The sequence below is a fragment of the Bradyrhizobium sp. 604_D8_N2_3 genome (genome assembly GCF_051810765.1).
In the GTDB taxonomy this organism is placed as follows: Bacteria; Pseudomonadota; Alphaproteobacteria; order Rhizobiales; family Xanthobacteraceae; genus Bradyrhizobium; species Bradyrhizobium barranii.
In genome coordinates this window covers 6,168,973-6,186,104 of sequence record NZ_JBPWPM010000001.1, presented here as the reverse complement: position 1 = coordinate 6,186,104, position 17,132 = coordinate 6,168,973, and the positions used below count along the sequence as shown (strand labels likewise).

General features: G+C 64.5%; 21 protein-coding genes. 11 read left to right on the top strand and 10 right to left on the bottom strand.

The window, feature by feature from the left end; translation table 11 throughout:
• The first annotated feature begins 192 nt into the window (after positions 1 to 192).
• Entirely contained in the window at positions 193 to 1,800 is a 1,608-nt protein-coding gene (locus tag AB7245_RS29795; protein ID WP_028148522.1) for a flagellin N-terminal helical domain-containing protein, read from the top strand.
• A 290-nt stretch (positions 1,801 to 2,090) separates the two neighbouring features.
• Positions 2,091 to 2,459, top strand: a complete 369-nt coding sequence (gene flaF / locus AB7245_RS29790) for a flagellar biosynthesis regulator FlaF (RefSeq protein WP_014493991.1) — start codon at positions 2,091 to 2,093, stop codon at positions 2,457 to 2,459.
• Positions 2,460 to 2,512: 53 nt separating this feature from the next.
• On the opposite strand, the gene AB7245_RS29785 is transcribed toward flaF, so the two are convergent.
• The 4 genes from AB7245_RS29785 to AB7245_RS29770 all read right to left on the bottom strand — a co-directional run bounded on the left by AB7245_RS29785 (position 2,513) and on the right by AB7245_RS29770 (position 5,036).
• Entirely contained in the window at positions 2,513 to 2,875 is a 363-nt protein-coding gene (locus AB7245_RS29785; protein WP_028148520.1) for a hypothetical protein, read from the bottom strand.
• 159 nt (positions 2,876 to 3,034) lie between these two features.
• Positions 3,035 to 3,532: a hypothetical protein gene (locus tag AB7245_RS29780; RefSeq protein WP_085405895.1), complete on the bottom strand. Its 498-nt coding sequence runs from the start codon at positions 3,530 to 3,532 to the stop codon at positions 3,035 to 3,037.
• Between the two features lie 11 nt (positions 3,533 to 3,543).
• Positions 3,544 to 3,912 carry a flagellar assembly peptidoglycan hydrolase FlgJ gene (gene flgJ, locus AB7245_RS29775; protein ID WP_085405896.1) on the bottom strand — a complete coding sequence of 123 codons (369 nt, stop codon included), beginning with the start codon at positions 3,910 to 3,912 and terminating at the stop codon, positions 3,544 to 3,546.
• The gene (locus tag AB7245_RS29770; RefSeq protein ID WP_085405897.1) at positions 3,912 to 5,036 is read right to left on the bottom strand and encodes a flagellar basal body P-ring protein FlgI; all 1,125 of its coding nucleotides are present in this window, start codon (positions 5,034 to 5,036) and stop codon (positions 3,912 to 3,914) included. Before AB7245_RS29770 ends, flgJ begins: the two co-directional genes overlap by 1 nt.
• Positions 5,037 to 5,306: 270 nt before the next feature.
• On the opposite strand from AB7245_RS29770, the gene AB7245_RS29765 reads away from it, so the two are divergent.
• The gene (locus AB7245_RS29765) at positions 5,307 to 5,720 is read left to right on the top strand and encodes a flagellar assembly protein FliX (protein ID WP_063982271.1); all 414 of its coding nucleotides are present in this window, start codon (positions 5,307 to 5,309) and stop codon (positions 5,718 to 5,720) included.
• On the opposite strand, the gene AB7245_RS29760 is transcribed toward AB7245_RS29765, so the two are convergent.
• Positions 5,717 to 6,088: a winged helix-turn-helix transcriptional regulator gene (locus tag AB7245_RS29760; RefSeq protein ID WP_085405899.1), complete on the bottom strand. Its 372-nt coding sequence runs from the start codon at positions 6,086 to 6,088 to the stop codon at positions 5,717 to 5,719. The two genes, AB7245_RS29765 and AB7245_RS29760, sit on opposite strands and share 4 nt — an antisense overlap.
• Positions 6,089 to 6,251: 163 nt before the next feature.
• On the opposite strand from AB7245_RS29760, the gene AB7245_RS29755 reads away from it, so the two are divergent.
• Together AB7245_RS29755 and dksA are read left to right on the top strand one after the other, a co-directional pair.
• Positions 6,252 to 6,863, top strand: coding sequence for an NAD(P)-dependent oxidoreductase (locus AB7245_RS29755; RefSeq protein ID WP_231142312.1), 612 nt, complete (start codon positions 6,252 to 6,254; stop codon positions 6,861 to 6,863).
• A gap of 213 nt (positions 6,864 to 7,076) precedes the next feature.
• On the top strand, positions 7,077 to 7,442 hold the full coding sequence (dksA, locus tag AB7245_RS29750; protein ID WP_008554760.1) for an RNA polymerase-binding protein DksA: 366 nt from the start codon (positions 7,077 to 7,079) through the stop codon (positions 7,440 to 7,442).
• 289 nt (positions 7,443 to 7,731) lie between these two features.
• On the opposite strand, the gene AB7245_RS29745 is transcribed toward dksA, so the two are convergent.
• Positions 7,732 to 8,130, bottom strand: a complete 399-nt coding sequence (locus AB7245_RS29745; RefSeq protein ID WP_201266287.1) for a winged helix-turn-helix transcriptional regulator — start codon at positions 8,128 to 8,130, stop codon at positions 7,732 to 7,734.
• A gap of 93 nt (positions 8,131 to 8,223) precedes the next feature.
• Between AB7245_RS29745 and AB7245_RS29740 the strand changes: the two genes are divergently transcribed.
• Complete coding sequence (locus tag AB7245_RS29740) at positions 8,224 to 9,018, top strand: NAD-dependent epimerase/dehydratase family protein (protein WP_439035207.1); 795 nt, start codon at positions 8,224 to 8,226, stop codon at positions 9,016 to 9,018.
• Positions 9,019 to 9,120: 102 nt separating this feature from the next.
• On the top strand, positions 9,121 to 9,900 hold the full coding sequence (locus tag AB7245_RS29735) for a 2-keto-4-pentenoate hydratase (RefSeq protein WP_085405902.1): 780 nt from the start codon (positions 9,121 to 9,123) through the stop codon (positions 9,898 to 9,900).
• Between the two features lie 147 nt (positions 9,901 to 10,047).
• Here AB7245_RS29735 and flgH read toward each other — a convergent pair whose 3' ends face one another.
• Genes flgH through flgF form a run of 4 tightly spaced genes read right to left on the bottom strand, consistent with a single transcriptional unit; the run spans position 10,048 to position 13,535 of the window.
• Positions 10,048 to 10,812 carry a flagellar basal body L-ring protein FlgH gene (flgH, locus tag AB7245_RS29730; RefSeq protein WP_063982276.1) on the bottom strand — a complete coding sequence of 255 codons (765 nt, stop codon included), beginning with the start codon at positions 10,810 to 10,812 and terminating at the stop codon, positions 10,048 to 10,050.
• Positions 10,813 to 10,815: 3 nt separating this feature from the next.
• A complete protein-coding gene (gene flgA, locus AB7245_RS29725) occupies positions 10,816 to 11,958 on the bottom strand; it encodes a flagellar basal body P-ring formation chaperone FlgA (protein ID WP_085405940.1) in 1,143 nt (380 codons plus the stop codon).
• Positions 11,959 to 11,968: 10 nt separating this feature from the next.
• Positions 11,969 to 12,757 carry a flagellar basal-body rod protein FlgG gene (flgG, locus tag AB7245_RS29720; RefSeq protein WP_014494004.1) on the bottom strand — a complete coding sequence of 263 codons (789 nt, stop codon included), beginning with the start codon at positions 12,755 to 12,757 and terminating at the stop codon, positions 11,969 to 11,971.
• Between the two features lie 16 nt (positions 12,758 to 12,773).
• Complete coding sequence (gene flgF / locus AB7245_RS29715) at positions 12,774 to 13,535, bottom strand: flagellar basal-body rod protein FlgF (RefSeq protein ID WP_063982277.1); 762 nt, start codon at positions 13,533 to 13,535, stop codon at positions 12,774 to 12,776.
• Positions 13,536 to 13,916: 381 nt separating this feature from the next.
• Between flgF and fliL the strand changes: the two genes are divergently transcribed.
• From fliL to AB7245_RS29695, 4 genes are read left to right on the top strand one after another with little or no spacing between them, the layout of a single operon-like run.
• Positions 13,917 to 14,417, top strand: a complete 501-nt coding sequence (gene fliL, locus AB7245_RS29710; protein ID WP_085405903.1) for a flagellar basal body-associated protein FliL — start codon at positions 13,917 to 13,919, stop codon at positions 14,415 to 14,417.
• A 19-nt stretch (positions 14,418 to 14,436) separates the two neighbouring features.
• Positions 14,437 to 15,639 (top strand): flagellar motor switch protein FliM, encoded by a 1,203-nt coding sequence (gene fliM / locus AB7245_RS29705; RefSeq protein WP_071912214.1) that lies wholly within the window; start codon positions 14,437 to 14,439, stop codon positions 15,637 to 15,639.
• On the top strand, positions 15,636 to 16,082 hold the full coding sequence (locus AB7245_RS29700; protein WP_063982280.1) for a DUF6468 domain-containing protein: 447 nt from the start codon (positions 15,636 to 15,638) through the stop codon (positions 16,080 to 16,082). Before fliM ends, AB7245_RS29700 begins: the two co-directional genes overlap by 4 nt.
• Positions 16,083 to 16,091: 9 nt before the next feature.
• Positions 16,092 to 16,853, top strand: coding sequence for a MotE family protein (locus tag AB7245_RS29695; RefSeq protein WP_014494009.1), 762 nt, complete (start codon positions 16,092 to 16,094; stop codon positions 16,851 to 16,853).
• Positions 16,854 to 17,132: the final 279 nt, after the last annotated feature.

Below are 17,132 nucleotides of genomic sequence, written 5' to 3'. Positions count from 1 at the left end.
GTTTTTTTGCGCGTGATGCGGCGTGAATCGGGTTTCAGGGAACCCTGACCGGTTAATACCTTGTTAACCTTGTGGCTTAAGCCGCCATTAACCTTAATTTAAAGGAGTGGGCCTAGAACTAGACAAAAGCCCATTTGCCAGACCGGCGGGCTCCGATTCGTACGCGTCGCGCTCCAAGAGGAAGATCTGCCAATGTCCAACATCGTTCTCTCGGCATCAGTCCGCCAGAACCTGTTGTCGCTGCAGTCGACAGCCGACCTGCTCGCTACCACGCAGGAACGTCTTGCAACCGGCAAGAAGGTCAACACGGCGCTGGACAATCCGACCAACTTCTTCACCGCACAGGGGCTCGACAATCGCGCCAGCGACATCAGCAATCTCCTGGATGGCATCAGCAACGGCGTGCAGGTGCTGCAGGCCGCGAACACCGGCATCACCTCGCTGCAAAAGCTGGTCGACAGCGCCAAATCGATCGCCAGCCAGGTGCTGCAGAGCCCGACAGGCTATTCGCCCAAATCCAACGTGACGGCGGCCGCGGTCCCCGGTGCGACCGCCAACAACCTGCTGGGCACGGCATACACCAACAACACGGTCACCGGCACCGTCGTCAACAATGACGATACGAGCGGCGCGGCGCCGATCACGGGCGCGACCAAGCTGGTCGGTACCGCCGGTGCGGGTTCCGACGATCTCGGTACGACGATTACCAACGGTTCGGTCCTGACTGTCGACGGCAAGACGATCACCTTCTCGACCGCGCAAACCACCTCGACCACCGACTCCTTCGGCAACGTCACGATCGGCATCGGTGCCGGCAGCACACTCACGGTGCAGTCGGTACTGAGCGCGATCGACGGCATCACGGGTACGGGCACGGCCTCGACCGTTTCCGGCGGCAAGCTCGTGCTCAGCACCGGCACGAGCCAGGATTTGGCGATCTCCGGCTCGGGCAACGTGCTCACGGCGCTCGGCCTCACTGCCGGCACCACCGCCCGCGTTCCGCCCCCGCTCAGCGGCAAGACGTTGACGATCGGCGCGACCGGCGGCGGCACCGCCACCAGCATCACCTTCGGCGCCGGCGTCGGGCAGGTTTCCACGCTCAATCAGCTCAACGCGGCGCTGGCGGCGAACAACCTGCAGGCGACGATCGACACGACCGGTCATCTCAACATCGTGACCTCCAACGACTCGGCGTCCTCGACGATCGGCGCAATCGGCGGCACGGCCGCGGCGAGCGGCCAGCCCTTCTATGGCCTGATCGCGCAGGCGCCCACCGTCGACCCGGATTCGCAAGCCACGCGCGCCAATCTGGTCGGGCAGTACAACAACGTGCTCGCGCAAATCAACACCACGGCGCAGGACTCTTCCTACAACGGCGTCAATCTGCTGAACGGCGATACGCTCAAGCTCGTGTTCAACGAAACCGGGCGTTCGACGCTGAACATTCAGGGCGTCACCTTCAACGACGCCGGCCTCAACCTTGCTCCCTTGACCTCGGGCGTTGATTTCCTGGACTCGAAATCGGCGAACGCCATTCTGACTTCGCTCAACTCGGCCAGCACCACGCTGCGTGCCGAGGCGTCGACGCTCGGTTCGAACCTGTCGATCGTGCAGATCCGTCAGGACTTCAGCAAGAACCTGATCAACGTGCTGCAGACCGGCTCGTCGAGCTTGACGCTTGCGGACACCAACGAGGAAGCGGCCAACAGCCAGGCGCTCTCGACGCGCCAGTCGATCGCAGTCTCCGCGCTGTCGCTCGCCAACCAGTCGCAGCAGAGCGTGCTTCAGCTCCTCCGCTAAGCGCGACGCTGACGTACACGATGAATCATTCAACGGCGAAGCCTAGGCTTCGCCGTTGTTTTGAGCGAGATCGCTAACTGTCGATTAGCTCAGATCAGCGCATGATGGATGCAATCGTTTACAGTGCGCGCACTCGGATTTAGCCTTGAGGTGAAGGTGGATGCCGCGACCCGTAATTGTCCGGAGATCGTCCGCACTCTCACGTAAGCAAATCTTAAGCGGTGCTGCCTAGGGTTGGGAAAGAAATCCTTAAGCCTGTACAACGGGCGAGGAAACCTCCAGGGTGATCGATGTCGAGTTCTGCTGCTTCGGCCTACGCGCGTGTAGCCACGACCACTGCGTCTCCTCGCGATATCGAGGCGCAGACGCTCCTGAAGGCCGCCAACAAGCTGCAGGACGCCATCAACAGTGCCGATCCCTTCAACGAGCAGACGACGCAGGCGTTGATGTTCAACCGCAAGCTCTGGACCATCTTCCTGAGCGAGGCGATGCGCGACACCAATCCGCAGCCGCTCGACGTTCGGCAGAGGATCGCCAACATCAGCGTGTTCGTGCTGAGCCAGACTGCAGCGCTGCTGATGAGCCCGCAGCTCGATCACTTCCGCCCGCTGATCGAGATCAATCGCAACATCGCCGCCGGTCTTTCGGGACGGTCGTAACGCGACCGATTCGAACGACCTCGATACGGCCGTCGCGACCCGCGGCGTGAACGTCAGGCGCTGCGATCGGTACTGAGTGGACGCGGGGGCTCGGACTTCATGTCCAGTGCGTGGAAATAGGCGCGCCGCCGCAGCATCGCTTCATCCGGAAACTGATCGACAACCGCATCGGTCCTTTCGTTCACGACCTGGAACACGAAGGACGCGGCGGGCTGGTTGAAAACGACCTGGCGTGAAACGCTGTCGTTGGTGCTCTGCAAATCATTGCGCGCAGCCGCGCTCGTATCGCTCGCGGCGACCGTCTGGCTCACCGGCAAATCAGTTTGCACGGCCTCGTTCGCCGCCGCATTGGACGTCGTTATGATCTGCACGGGGGCCGGTATCCCCACCGGCCTGATGCTGAAATCTGTACTCATGGCAGCCTCCTGGTTGCCTTGTCTGAGTCAAATCCCAACCCCTCTCAATACGCAACCATGGAACACCAGGATTGAAGACCGGGTAAGCAAACGTGCCTAACCGCGCGACGATATCGCCGCGCGGTTTTTCGTAAAATTGCAGGGAGTTTTCGCGCGCGCTCAGAGCGAGCGGCTGACCGCGAGCGGGGTGATGTGGCGTGGGCCCGGAGCCGCGCGGCGTCCCGCCGCCGTGTAGGTGTTGGGCACGTTGCGCTTCTGGATCTCGGCGTTGACGCCGCGCACCACGCTCTCGGAGACCGCGTGTGCGGTCGCGAGCACGGTGAGATTGACCTGGAGCATCGCGCGGAACGCATCGTGGTGCCGATGCAGCGTCGAGAGCAGCTCGGGCGCGGATTTCGCGAGCTGGGCCTGGTTCGTCTTCAATTCGCTGACGGCGCTGACATAGTTGCGCGACAGCTCCTGCTTCTTGCTCTCGAGCGTCATCGCTTCGCGGACCTGGCCGGCGCGGACGAGCTCGGTCTCGCGCTCGACCAGTCCGAGCAGGGCGTTCATCGAATCCATCAGCTGCTCGGCGACCTTGCGCGCCTCGGCGTTGCCGGGTGCGGTGTTGGGGCGCTGCGCTTGCACCGGCTGACGTGAGGCGTTGAAATGGTTCATCTCGGTTGACCTTATGCCGTGCGGATCGTTTTCGCCTGCTGCATGATGAGGGTGCGGTAGACTTCGGTGGCGACACCGACGCCGCCGGCCTTGGCGAAGTTCTTGGAATATTGCTCGGTCAGCATCGAGCGCCACACGCCGGTGCCCGGGGTGTCGCCGAACGGACCTTCGCCCTTCAGGCCCGAGGTCATCTGCGAGAACATGCTGTTGAGGAACATCGCCTCGAAATCGGTGGCGGTCTTCTGCGCCTTGGACTGCTGCTGTGGCGAGACCTTCTGCAACGCGGCGGCGAGCTCGAAGTCGGGCCGGCCGTTGCGGCTCTCCACCGAGAAGGCCGAGGAGGTGACGACGTGGGGGGGGGTGATCATGCTGGTCTGCATCACATCACCTCGATGTCGGCTTCGATCGCGCCGGCGGCCTTGATCGCCTGGAGGATGCTGATGAGGTCGCGCGGGCCGATGCCGAGGCCGTTGAGGCCGTCGACGAGCTGCTGAAGCGAGACGCCGTCCTTGACGACGGCGAACTTCTTGCCGTCCTCGACGACGCTGACGCCGGTGCGCGGCGTGACCACGGTGCGCCCGCGTGACAGCGGGTTGGGCTGGCTGACCTGCGGGCTCTCGGAGATGGTGACTGTGAGGTTGCCTTGCGCCACCGCGACGGTTGCGACGCGAACGTCGCGGCCCATCACGATGATGCCGCTGCGTTCGTCGATGACGATCTTGGCGGCGAGATCAGGATCGACCTGGAGCTGCTCGATCTCGGTGAGGAAGGCGACGACGTTGCCCTTGAACTCCGGCGGGATCGAAAGCTGCACCGTCGAGGGATCGATCGGCTCGGCCGTCTTGACGCCAAGATAGTCGTTGATCGCGGCCGCGATCCGCTTGGCCGTGGTGAAGTCGGCGTTGCGCAGCGCGAGCCGCACATTCGGCAGCCGATTGAGTGCGAACTCGATCTCGCGCTCGATGATGGCGCCGTTGGCGATGCGGCCGACGGTCGGAACGCCGCGCACGATTTTCGCGGCTTCGCCTTCGGCCTGGAAGCCGGAGATCGCGAGCGAGCCCTGTCCGACCGCGTAGACATTGCCGTCGGCGCCGAGCAGGGGCGTGACCAGCAGGGTGCCGCCGCGCAGATCCTTGGCGTCGCCCAGCGCGGAGACGGTGACGTCCATGCGCGTGCCCTGGGTGGCGAAGGCCGGCAGATTGCCCGTGACCATCACGGCGGCGACGTTGCCGGTGCGGATGGTGGCGCCGCGGATGTTGACGCCCATGCGCTCGAGCATCGCTTGCAGCGACTGCTTGGTGAAGGGGATGTTGTTGAGCGTGTCGCCGGTGCCGTTGAGGCCGACGACGAGGCCGTAGCCGATGAGCTGGTTCTGCCGCACGCCCTCGATATTGGCGAGGTCCTTGATGCGCGATGTCGCGCTTGCAGGCGTGACCGAGAGCGCCAGCGCTGACAGCGCGGCGCAGGCCACCCCAACAATCCTCACCCAACGAACGCCTGGCATCCTCTGCTCCCCGAGGCTCCTCACATCTCGAACCATCCTCGACACTCCCATGACGAGCTGGTCCGACGCTTTCCTTGCGAGTGCTGTGCCAACGCGGGGCAGCGGGGTTACGCGATTGAATAGGTTGAATAAACCTGTTTCCACCGGTGTCAGGGAGCGTTCTCCCTGAGGAGCGAAACTGCCGCCTCTCGGCAGATTTTGCCGGGCCGTTTACGCGCCGTTAACCATAAGACGGCGAAGGTGACGGCATCGATCACCCGGATTCCTGCGATGCGCATCTACGGACCGAACGGCACCACGCTTGGTACGCCGGCCAGCCAGGCCAGGCGGACGAGCTCCGGCACCTTCGTGCTGCCCGACACCTCGTCGGCGCAGGAGACGCGGGGCGCTGCCGCACCGAAGGCGGCCGCGAACATCGATGGGCTGCTCGCACTGCAAGGCATCGAGGAAGATCCGGTCGAGCGCCGCAAGCGCTCGGTCGCCCGTGGCAGGACCGCGCTCGACGTGCTCGACGATCTCAAGATGGGATTACTGTCCGGCAATCTCGACGCCTCGACCGTGATGCGGCTGCGCGATGCCGCGGCGAACCTGAAATCATCCTCGGGCGATCCTGGTTTGGATTCCCTGCTGTCCGAGATCGAGCTGCGCGTCGAGGTCGAGCTGGCCAAGGCCGGGCAGGCTTAGGCCGCTTCGTCCTTCTGCTGCGTGTCGTAGCGGCGCTGGGCGGCGAGCACGTCCTTCAGATTCTGCTCGGCCCAATCGCGCAGGGGATCGACGGCGGCCGCGAGCGTCCCCCCGAGCTGCGTGATCGAATACTCCACCGTCACCGGTACGGTTGCGATGGCGTGACGCTTGATCAGGCCGTCGCGCTCGAGCGACTTGAGAACCTGGCTCAACATCTTCTGCGAAATGCCTTCAATCGTTCGGCGCAACTGATTGAAGCGCATCGGCTCCTCGCGCAGCAGCAGCAGGATCAGCACCGCCCATTTGTCGCCGACGCGGTCGAGGATCTGGCGCGTGGGGCAGTTCGCTGCATAGACGTCTGGCTTCATCGTCAAGTCCTCACGATCCGTTTGGCCCCTTGCGGCTCGCGCGCCGGTGACGGGTCCCGGTTACTCTTGCGTAATCAGGTAAGCACAAAGTGCTCTCTTAACACCAGCATCCGTTGCGATATCTAGTAACCGTTAGTTACCAAAAGAAGCAAAGGAGCCTTCCATGAAAATCGCAGTCGCCGGCGCCTCGGGCCGGGCCGGGTCGGAGATCACCAAGGAACTGTCGCGCCGCGGCCATGCCGTCACGGCAATCGCCCGGAACCCCGAGAAGATCGCGACCCTGCCGAACGTCACGTCCACCAAGGGCGACGTGCTCGACCAGGCCGGCCTTGCCAAGCTGTGGGCCGGGCATGACGTCGCCGTGAGTTCCGTGCACTTCCTGGCCAGCGACCCGCTCAAGCTGATCGGCGCGGCGAAGGCGTCCGGCGTTGGTCGCTACCTCGTTGTCGGGGGTGCCGGCAGCCTGGAAGTCGCTCCCGGCGTCAAACTGGTTACAACCCCCGGTTTTCCCGCCCAATACAAGGCCGAAGCGGAGGCGGGCGGGGCTTTCCTTGACCTGCTGCGAGAGGAAAAGGACCTGAACTGGACCTTCATCTCGCCGTCGGCCCTCTTCATCGAGGGGGAACGAACCGGCAAGTTCCGGCTCGGGACCGATCAGCTTCTCGCAGATGCGAACGGGAAAAGCTGGATCAGCTTCGCCGACTACGCCATTGCGCTCGCCGACGAGATCGAGCGGCCGGCCCATCCAAGGCAGCGTTTCACGGTCGGTTACTAGGCCTTCGGCCGCCCCCGGGTTCTCCAGGATAAACCTTCCTGTGCAAGGGCTTGGGGGCGCTAACCGAACGATCAGGGAAATATTGTCTGTCACAGGAGGCCGCTATATAAGCCCGGCTTAACGGACCCCGTTCCGTTGCGAGTCGTTGCTTAGACAGATAGGCCGCCCTTGGAAAAGTTGAAAAACTACCGACCGACCGAAAAAGAGCCTTTCATGAACGACCGGCAGAAGGAGTACTTCCGTTTGAAGCTCCTCGCCTGGAAGGATGAGATCCTCAAAGAGTCCAAGCTCACGCTGCAGGCTCTGCAGGAGGAGAACGTGAACCACCCCGATCTCGCCGATCGGGCATCGTCCGAAACCGACCGCGCCATCGAACTCCGCGCCCGCGACCGCCAGCGCAAGTTGATCGCCAAGATCGACGCCGCGCTCCAGCGTATCGAGGACAACACCTACGGCTATTGCGAGGACACCGGCGAGCCGATCTCTTTGAAACGGCTCGAAGCCCGGCCCATCGCAACGCTCTCGGTGGAAGCGCAGGAGCGCCACGAGAAACGCGAGAAGGTCTACCGCGACGAATAGAGTCCGAGCCGCAGCGATGCGGCTCTTTGTTTTTGGGCTCACGGTGCAGCTTGAGCGCCGTGATCAGCATTTTGTCTGCCGCTTGCCGCGACGCGCATCAGCGATCGCGAAAAGTGAATCACGATCAATGGGCTAGAGTCACTTCCTCCGAGCTCACGTAAGTTCGGATGAGAAACAGCCTTCACTTCAGGTGGGGGAGGTTTTGCGAGTCGCATCAACGAGATCGACTCGAAGGCTGAGGCAACGATCCGGCAGCTTCACACATCGCTGCAATCAGGCTTGGCTGCAATCAGGCTTGCTGCGACGCCACAAGGCGCGCATCGCCATAAAGCCTGGACCAGCTCAATATTTCCTTAAACGCCGGCAACAGGCCATAGGCCGCATCCGTCAACTCGTACTCGACCCTCAAAGGTTTCTCCGCGAAGACGGTTCGCGACACCAGGCCGTCCTGCTCAAGCTCGCGCAGCTGCGTGGTCAGCATGTGCTGGGTGATGCCGCCGATCGCTCGCCGCAACGCACCGAAGCGAACGGCGCCGTTCATCAGCGCGAACAGGATCTCCAGCTTCCACTTGCCGCCAAGCGCATGAATGGCCCGCTTGAAGTCGGCGAGCAGGGCAGGGTCGGGGCTGCAATCGCAGTCGCCGTCGCAAACGCTGGTCAGGTTTTCCATACCGGTCTCGAAATCCATTCTACTTGTTCCCCGGGAGATAGTGACCAGATGCGGCCTTGAGCAGGGTGGCGGAACCAATTCGCCCGCCTGCGCAAGGAGGGGAATTCGGCAATGAGCATTGTTCTGGTCACCGGCGGGTCCGGCTTCGTCGGCATCCATGTCGTCCTGCAACTTCTGGCCGCCGGCCATCAGGTGCGGACCACGGTGCGCCGCCCGGACCGGCAGGCCGACGTGCTCGCCATGTTGCGCGAGGGCGGAGCTGCGTCGCCGGAGAGCCTGTCCTTTTTCACCGCCGATCTCACCGCGGACGACGGCTGGCGCGAGGCCGTCGCCGGCTGCGATTACGTGCTCCATGTCGCTTCGCCATTGTCGACCAGTGTTCCCAAGGACGAGAACGAGATGATCATCCCGGCCCGCGACGGTACGCTGCGCGTGCTGCGTGCCGCACACGAGGCCGGCGTCAGCCGGGTCGTCGTCACCTCGTCGCTGGGCGCGATCGGCTATGGCCATCCGGCGCGCGACAGGCCGTTCGACGAGACCGACTGGACCAATCTCGACGGCGCCGATTTGCACCTGCGCGCGATGACGGCGCCCGAAGCGAAAGGCGAGCGCTTCATCGCGGTCTCCGGTGAGACGATGTCGATCCTCGATATCGCCAGGGTGCTGCGGCGGGAACTCGGGCCTAGGGCGCGCCGGGTTCCGCGGCTCCAGGCCCCGGACTGGCTGGTGCGGCTGGCCGCGAACCGGATTCCGCTGCTGCGCGCGGTCGTGCCGATGCTTGGAAGGGTTCGGCATTCCACCAGCGCCAAGGCGAGGTCGCTGCTCGGCTGGCAGGCCCGTTCCAACACTGAGGCGATCCTCGCGACGGCCGAGAGCCTGATCCGGCTCGGCCTCGTCAAGGGCTGAGGGCGCCCTTGGGCCGTCCTTTGCCTTTGGCCCGCGCTTGTCACGCCCCGGCGGGGATGCTGAAGTGCCGACCTCAATTGCGTAGCGTGGGAGCCGGCGCCGATGGACAAGATTCTCAAAGCCGCAAAGGCGATTGCGCTCGCGCGCCGTAACCACGCGCCGCTCGCGGCGCTGGACCATCCACCGGCCGACGAAGCCGAGGGCTATCAGGTCCAGCGCGCGCTGCACGATCTGCTGCTGCCGCATGTCGGGCCGCTGGTCGGCTACAAGATCGGCTGCACCAGCCAGGTGATGCAGGACTATATCGGCATCCCGCATCCCTGCGGCGGCAGCGTGTTCCAGAAGGGCGTGCACGAGAGCGGGGCCAAGCTCGCGGCTGCCGACTATGTCCGTGTCGGCGTCGAGTGCGAGATCGCGGTGCGATTGAAGCGCGACCTCGCCGCCGGCGAGGCGCCGTTCACGGCCGAATGGGTCGGCGAGGCCGTTGAGTTCTATCATCCCGCGATCGAGATCGTCGACGACCGCTATGTGAAGTGGGAGTCGATGGGCGCGCCGACGTTGATCGCCGACGATTTCTTCGCCGCCGGCTGCGTGCTGGGTGAGGCGGTGCCGCGCTCGTCGGTGCCGGATCTGAAGGCGGTCAAGGGCCGCGCCATCGTCAATGGCGAAGAGGTCAGCCACGGCACCGGCGCCGACGTGCTCGGCCACCCCCACAACGCACTCGCCTGGCTCGCCAACCACCTCGCCGCCGAAAGCAAGGGTCTGCACGCGGGGCAACTCGTGCTGACGGGGAGCCTGGTGAAGACGCTGTGGCTGAAGGCCGGCGACAAGGTGCGGATGGAGCTGGACGGGCTGGGCGTGGTGGAGGCGGAGTTTACGTGAGGCTCCTACGGCAATCCCCGCCGTCAGTCGTCCCAATCGGCTTTACAAAATACATGCGGCCCTCGCCAGGGGAGCTAGCGAGGGCCGCGTAGTACATCGTCGTTCGCGCCTAGGTTCGCGAACACGATGTGGGAGCTCGGGAGAGGCTTAGAAGGGCAACAGCACGTCCATGACCTGCTGGCCGTAGCGCGGCTGCTGCACGTCCGTGATCTGGCCGCGGCCGCCATAGGCGATGCGGGCCTGTGCGATCTTGCTGGAATCGATGGTGTTGTCGCTCTGGATGTCTTCGGGGCGGACGATGCCGGCGACGATGAGCTCGCGGATCTCGTAGTTGACGCGGATCTCCTGCTTGCCTTCGACGACGAGGTTGCCGTTCGGCAGCACCTGGGTCACGACCGCGGCGACGTTGGTCTGCAAGGCCTCCGTGCGATTGACCGAGCCCTTGCCGTCGGCGGAGGATGTCGAGTCGGTGGTGAGAAGGCGGCCGGGCAGGATCTTGAGCGGCTGCGTGACCGTCTTGCTGCCGATGAAATCCGTAATCCCCGAATCCTCCTTGGCGGTTCGGCTGCGCTGGGTCTCGTTGGCGATGTTGGCCTTGTCGGTGATGTTCACGGTCACGGTCAGGAGGTCGCCGACATGGGTCGCGCGCTGGTCCTTGAAGAAGGCGCGGCTGCCGTTGCGCCACAATGAGTTCGGATTGTAGGAGGCGACTTCCGGCTTCGGCATCGGCATCTGCACCGGCTTGTAGCCGGGCTGCGTCGTCGGATTGTCGATCGCCGACAATTTCGGTTGCTCGCCGATCTGCGACAGGCGGTCGATCGAGGAGCAGCCGCTCGCCAGCGCGCAAACTGCCAGCAGCAGACCAGAGATCGCGACGCGACGAAGGCGGGAAGCCGAACTGAACCTGGACATGACTTACTCTGACTTGGCTGGAGCTTGCGGGACGCGAACTTGCGGAATCTGGGCTTGGGCGATCTGGGCCGGAGACGTGGGGGGCTGGACCAGGCTCTGTGCGAGCGCTGCAGCAGCGGCCGCGGGGGTGGGCGCTTCGTCGCGCTTGAGCGAGGAGGTCTGCTCGACCGCAGGCGCCATCGGCGCGGACTGGCTCGCGCCCTGGATCGTCACCTGGCCGCGACCGGTGACAATGCCCGCCAGCGTGCGCTTGGTCTGGAGATTGAGCACGCTGACGGTGTCGCCCTCGGCGCCGCTTTCGAGCGCCTTGCCGCGCGTGGTGAGGTAGATCCCGGGGACCTGGTAGATGACGGTGACGCTCTGGTCGCGCGACACGAAGTCGGGCTTGACGATGTCGGCGACGCGGATCGGCATACCCGCCCGCATCGGCCGGCGCAGCTGCATGCCGAGCGTGCGATCGCGCGAGGCGGGCTCGCCGGTGACCTCGGCCTTGGGCCGGCGCTCCAGCGCGATGTCGGAGGACTTGAGGAGATCGGCGCGGTCGATGTCGCGCGTCAGCACGGCCACCTCCACCGTCTCGATCGCGGTGCCGGTGAAGCGCAGCTTGGTCGGCGCCGGATTGCTGTCGTTGTTGATCTCGAAGGCGATGTCGAAACGGCCGTTGCGGGCGTCATAGCGGGTGGCGACCGGCTGGAGCGCGCCGGTGTTGGAGGCATCGAGCCGCATGTCGGCGACGCCGCGGTCGAACGTGACGGCGATGTTGGCGGCTTCCCCAAGGCCGAAGCGGCGCTCGAGCGCCGAGGCCACCGCGGTTTCGAGGTCCTTGTTGGCGAGCGTGCGGGCGAGGCGAGTGACCTGGACTTCCTTGATGTCGCCGGTCATTACGCCGATCACCTGTTTTGCGCGCAGCACAGACAGCACATGCGCGACCGGCAGCGCGCCGGTGGTGCCGAGATCGGGCGAGCGGTAGACCGGGATCAGCGCGGCCGAGCCGGCATTGTCGATGAGATCGCCGACCCGCACCACGTCCGAGGTCACGGTGACGCTCGCGCGCAGCGTCGGCGCTGCGATGAAATCGTCGGCGGCCTGCGCCGGCAGTGCCAGCAGCAGGAAAGCGGAGATCGTGGCGAGGGTGGTGCGGATCATCGTCATCACCTCAGCGGAACAGCGCCGTGGTCGATTGCATCATCTGGTCGGCGGCGCTGATGACCTTGGCGTTCATCTCGTAGGCGCGCTGCGCGGCGATCAGGTCGCTCATCTCCGAGACGACGTCGACATTGGCCTGCTCCAGGCTGCCCTGCGTGACCTTGCCGTAGCCTTCGGAGTTCGCGGTGCCGTCCTGCGGCGGGCCGGAAGAGGGCGTCTCGACGAACTGATTGTTGCCGACGGGCTGGAGGCCCGCCTTGTTGATGAAGCGGGTCACGCCGATCTGGCCCTGAACGGCCGACGTCGACGAACCCGGCAGCGTCACCGAGACCTGGCCCTGCTCGTTGACGGCGAGGCCGGAGGCGTTGTTCGGGATGGTGATGGTCGGCTGCACCGGGTTGCCCTGCGCGGTGACGACGCGGCCCTGGTTGTCCATCTGGAAGGTGCCGTCGCGGGTGTACTGGAAGGTGCCGTCGGGCATCAGGATCTTGAAGAAGCCTTCGCCCGAGATCGCGAGGTCGAGATCGTTGCCGGTCTGCGACAGCGTGCCCTGCGTCATGCTGCGCGGCGTGCCGACGGTCTTGACGCCGCCGCCGATGTCGACGCCGACAGGCACGATGGTGCCCTGGTCCGAGGCCTGCGCGCCGACGCGGCGGACGTGCTCGTAGATCAGGTCCTGGAACGCCGCCGTCTGCTTCTTGAAACCGGTGGTGCGCAGGTTGGCGATGTTGTTGGAGATGACCTGGACGTTGAGTTCCTGGGCCGCCATTCCGGTCGCAGCGGTGTGGAGCGCTTGCATGTCAGTGATCCCCTAATCAGGCCGGAACGTCGGCGAGCTTCTCGATCGCCGATTTGTGGAGGTCGCTCTGCTGCTGAAGCAGGTTGGCGATGGCGGTGTAGCTGCGCATGACCTCGACCATGCGGCTCATCTCGCCGACCGAGTTCACGTTGGACTTCTCGATGTAGCCCTGGCGCACGGTCGACTTGGTGATGGCCTGCGGGGTCGCGGAGCCGACGTCGTAGAGGTTGGCGCCGAGCTTGGTCAGCTTCGCCGCATCGTCGAACGCAGCCATGCGGATCTTGCCGCGGATCGAGTCGGTCTTGGCGGTGCCCTCGAGCACCGTGACGGTGCCGTCGGGCGCGACATTGATGTCGTGGTCGGTGGGCTGGAAGGTGATCGGGCCGCCAGTGCCGAGCACGAGGTTGCCGTCGGAGGTGACGAGCTGGCCGGTGCTGTTGAGCGAGAATTTGCCGTCGCGGGTGTAGCGTTCGCCGCCATTGGCCTGCACCGCGAAGAACGCGTTGCCGTCGATCGCCATGTCGAGCGGGTTGTTGGTCGGCTCCATCGGCCCCTGGCCGACGTCGCGGAAGGTGCCGCGGTCCTGCACATAGGAGACCCGGCGGTCGGACGCGATGAAATTGTCCTCACGCGCGTTCGAGTTGAGAAACTCCTCGAACAGCGAATGGTCGGCCTTGAAGCCGTTGGTGTTGGCATTGGCGACGTTGTTGGCGATGACATCCATCTGCCGTTCCAACGTCATCTGCCGTGACAAGCCGATCAGAAGCGCGTTCTGCATCGGAAATCTCCCCTGAGTGAGCCTGCCACCTCGCTCTCCCAAGCGCCTTGGCCGACCCGTGAACGAGACCGCCAGGTTCTCCCAAACCCTCCGGCCTCGGTCCTCTCTCAGCGAAAGCCGTGCCAACTCAGAAAACAAAGTAATTTCAATGTCTTGTCGATTTTAGCGGGGAGCGGGGAGGCGGCAGAAAGGTTCTGTTAGCCATGTTTGCCCGGCAGATTTTTCCTAGTGGAGGCCCAATCGAAAGATTCCGTTAACCATTATTACCGTAGCGTTTGCGTGTAAGAGGAGCGCACTGCGCTGGGGCATTTGTATCGCGTCACTGTCTGCCAGGAGGCTTCGCTCTTTCGACCCTTTATGAGATGAGCGAGCCTATCGACCATGGCAGACAATGAAGCGGAAGGCGGCGCAGCCGCCGAAGGCGCGGAAGCCGCTCCGCCGAAGAACAAGCTCAAGCTCATCATCATGGCCGTCGGTCTACTCGCCGTCCTCGGCGGCGGTGCCGCGACCTGGTTCTTCTTCTTCCGTCATGGCGACGACGAGCATCACGCCGAGGCGGCGCCGCCGCCGAAGCCGCCGGCCTTCGTCGACGTGCCCGACATCATGGTCAACCTCGCCGGCGCGCCCGGTGAGCGCGTGCAATATCTCAAGCTCAAGATCGTGCTGGAGCTGAAGGAAGAGAAGCAGATCGAGGCGATCAAGCCGACGATGCCGCGCATCACCGACATCTTCCAGACCTATGTGCGCGAGCTGCGCTCCTCCGACCTCAACGGGTCCGCCGGCGTCTTCCGCCTCAAGGAAGAGCTGACCAAGCGCGTCAATGCGGCGGTTTCCCCGATCCAGGTCAGCGCGGTGCTGTTCAAGGAAGTCGTGATCCAGTGAGCATGACGGGCTAGGGATCATGGCAGGCACCGACCAACCAGACCAGGATGCAATTGCCGCCCAATGGGAGGCCTCGCTTGATTCCGAGGATCCCGCGGAGGCCGCGAAGGCTGCTGCCGAAAACGAACTATCCGAGACCATGGCCCTGCAATGGGCGGCCATGGTCGAGGACGGCAGCCGCGATCTCGGCGCCGGCAAGAATTCCGGCGAGCGGGTGCTGTCGCAGGAGGAGATCGACAACCTTCTCGGCTTCGCGGTCGGCGACGTCACGCTCGACGACCATTCCGGCATTCGCGCGATCATCGATTCCGCGATGGTTTCCTACGAGCGTCTGCCGATGCTCGAAATCGTCTTCGACCGCCTGGTGCGGTTGCTGACGACCTCCTTGCGCAATTTCACCTCCGACAACGTCGAGGTCTCGCTCGACCGCATCACCTCGGTGCGCTTCGGCGACTACATGAACTCGATCCCGCTGCCGGCCGTTCTCTCGGTGTTCAAGGCCGAGGAGTGGGAAAACTTCGGCATGGCGGTGGTCGATTCCAGCCTGATCTATTCGATGATCGACGTGCTGCTCGGCGGTCGCCGCGGCGCCAGCCAGCTCCGCATCGAGGGCCGGCCCTACACCACGATCGAGACCGAGCTGGTCAAGCGACTGGTCGAGGTGGTGCTGGTCGACGCCGAGCAGGCGTTCCGGCCGCTGTCGCCGGTGACCTTCACGATCGACCGGCTCGAGACCAATCCGCGCTTCGCCGCCATCAGCCGTCCTGCCAACGCCGCGATCCTGGTGCGCCTGCGCATCGACATGGAAGATCGCGGCGGCAACATCGAGCTGCTGCTGCCTTACGCGACCATCGAGCCGATCCGGGGCGTCCTGCTCCAGATGTTCATGGGCGAAAAATTCGGCCGCGACACGATCTGGGAGGGCCATTTCGCCACCGAGATCAACCAGGCCGAGATCGCGGTCGATGCCGTGCTCTACGAGGCCGAAATCCCGCTCAAGCAGCTGATGCGGCTCAAGGTCGGCGACACCCTGCCGCTCGACATGCGCGCGGATGCCAACGTGACCGTTCGTTGTGGCGACGTCACCCTGACCGAGGGGCGGATGGGCCGGGTCGGCGACCGCGTCGCGATACGGGTGACGAAACCCCTGCGCAAGCCAAGTACGACACTTGCGATGTTCGAGAAGGTGGACGAGCAGAACAAGATGATGGAGGCCCCATGAACCACTCCCTGGGAATGGCGATCGAGACGCTGGTGGCTATCCTGCTGATGCTGACCATCGTCTACTGTGTCATGCTCAACAAGCGGCTGACGCGGCTGAAGGCGGACGAGCATTCGCTGAAGGCGGTCATCGGCGAGTTGATCACCGCCACCGAGATCGCCGAGCGCGCGATCGGCGGGCTGAAGCTCGCGGTGCGCGACGTCAACGAGAACCTCGGCAGCCAGCTGGCGGCGGCGACGCAGATGTCGGACCAGCTCTACAAGCAGCTCGGCGAAGCCGACAACGTGGTGCGGCGCCTGTCCAAGATTGCAATCGCCGCGCGCCCTGCGGCGAGCCCGGAAGCGGCCGCGGTGCCCGCGGCCAAGCCCTCATCGGCGAAGGCGGTGGCGGCTGCGGCCGAAGCCTTCTCCGAGCGCCGACGATCCAACGGCCTTGCGGCATAAAGTCAGGGTATGAAGTCCTTTCGTAACATCCGCGTCATTCCAGTCGTCCTGGTCGCCGTCGCAGGGCTCGCCACGCTCAAGGTCGTGGGCCTCGTGATCAATGGCGGCTATGTCTTCGACTACCAGCCGAGCCAGATCAAGAAATCCTGGGCGCAGGAGAATCTGAACTTTCCGACGGGGCGGGAAGACCCCGATATCACGGGATCTACCCACGGCGCGCCGAAGGAGGCGCCAAAGCCCGCCGCGCCCGAGACCAAGCCCGAGGGCACTGTGGTCAAGATGGACGAGGCCCAGCCGCAGGTCTCGGCCTCCGAGCGCGCGATCCTGGAGCGCTTGCAGGCACGCCGCCAGGAGATCGAGTCCCGCCAGCGCGAGATCGACATCCGCGAGAGCCTGCTGAAGTCGGCCGAGAAGCGCATCGAAAACAAGGTCGAGGAGATGAAGGCGGTGGAATCCCGCATCTCCGCGACCCAGGCCGAGCAGAAGGCGGCCGAAGCCCAGCGCATGAAGGGCCTCGTGACCATGTATGAGGGCATGAAGCCCAAGGACGCGGCACGGGTGTTCGACCGGCTCGAGATGGGCGTGCTGATCGAGATCGCCTCGCAGATCGCCCCGCGAAAGATGTCGGACATCATGGGCGTGATGTCGCCGGAGGCCGCCGAACGGCTGACGGTCGAGATGGCCCGCCGGGCCAATGGCGGCGGCGATCAATCGGCCGCGGCCGGCGATCTCCCCAAGATCGACGGCAAGCCGACGCAAAAGCCGAATTGAAGGCTCCGGAGGCGCGGCGGGCTGCGGCAGCCCGCGCGCAATCGCGCGGTCGTTCGGCCTGTACGCGGCTAGACGCCTTGCGTGTCTAGTGCGCGAACCGCTGTTGAACCCTGGGACCCGTCGCGCTCAGCGGCTTCTCGACGGGAAGGAGGGTCTCGCAGTGCTGCCTGATCAGCGCAGCCTTCGTCGTGCGAGTCACGAGATGAAGGGTGCTGTGGCAGCAGGAACACTCGTATACCTTTAGTGCATAGCCCCGCGCGATTGGAAAGACGGCTACGA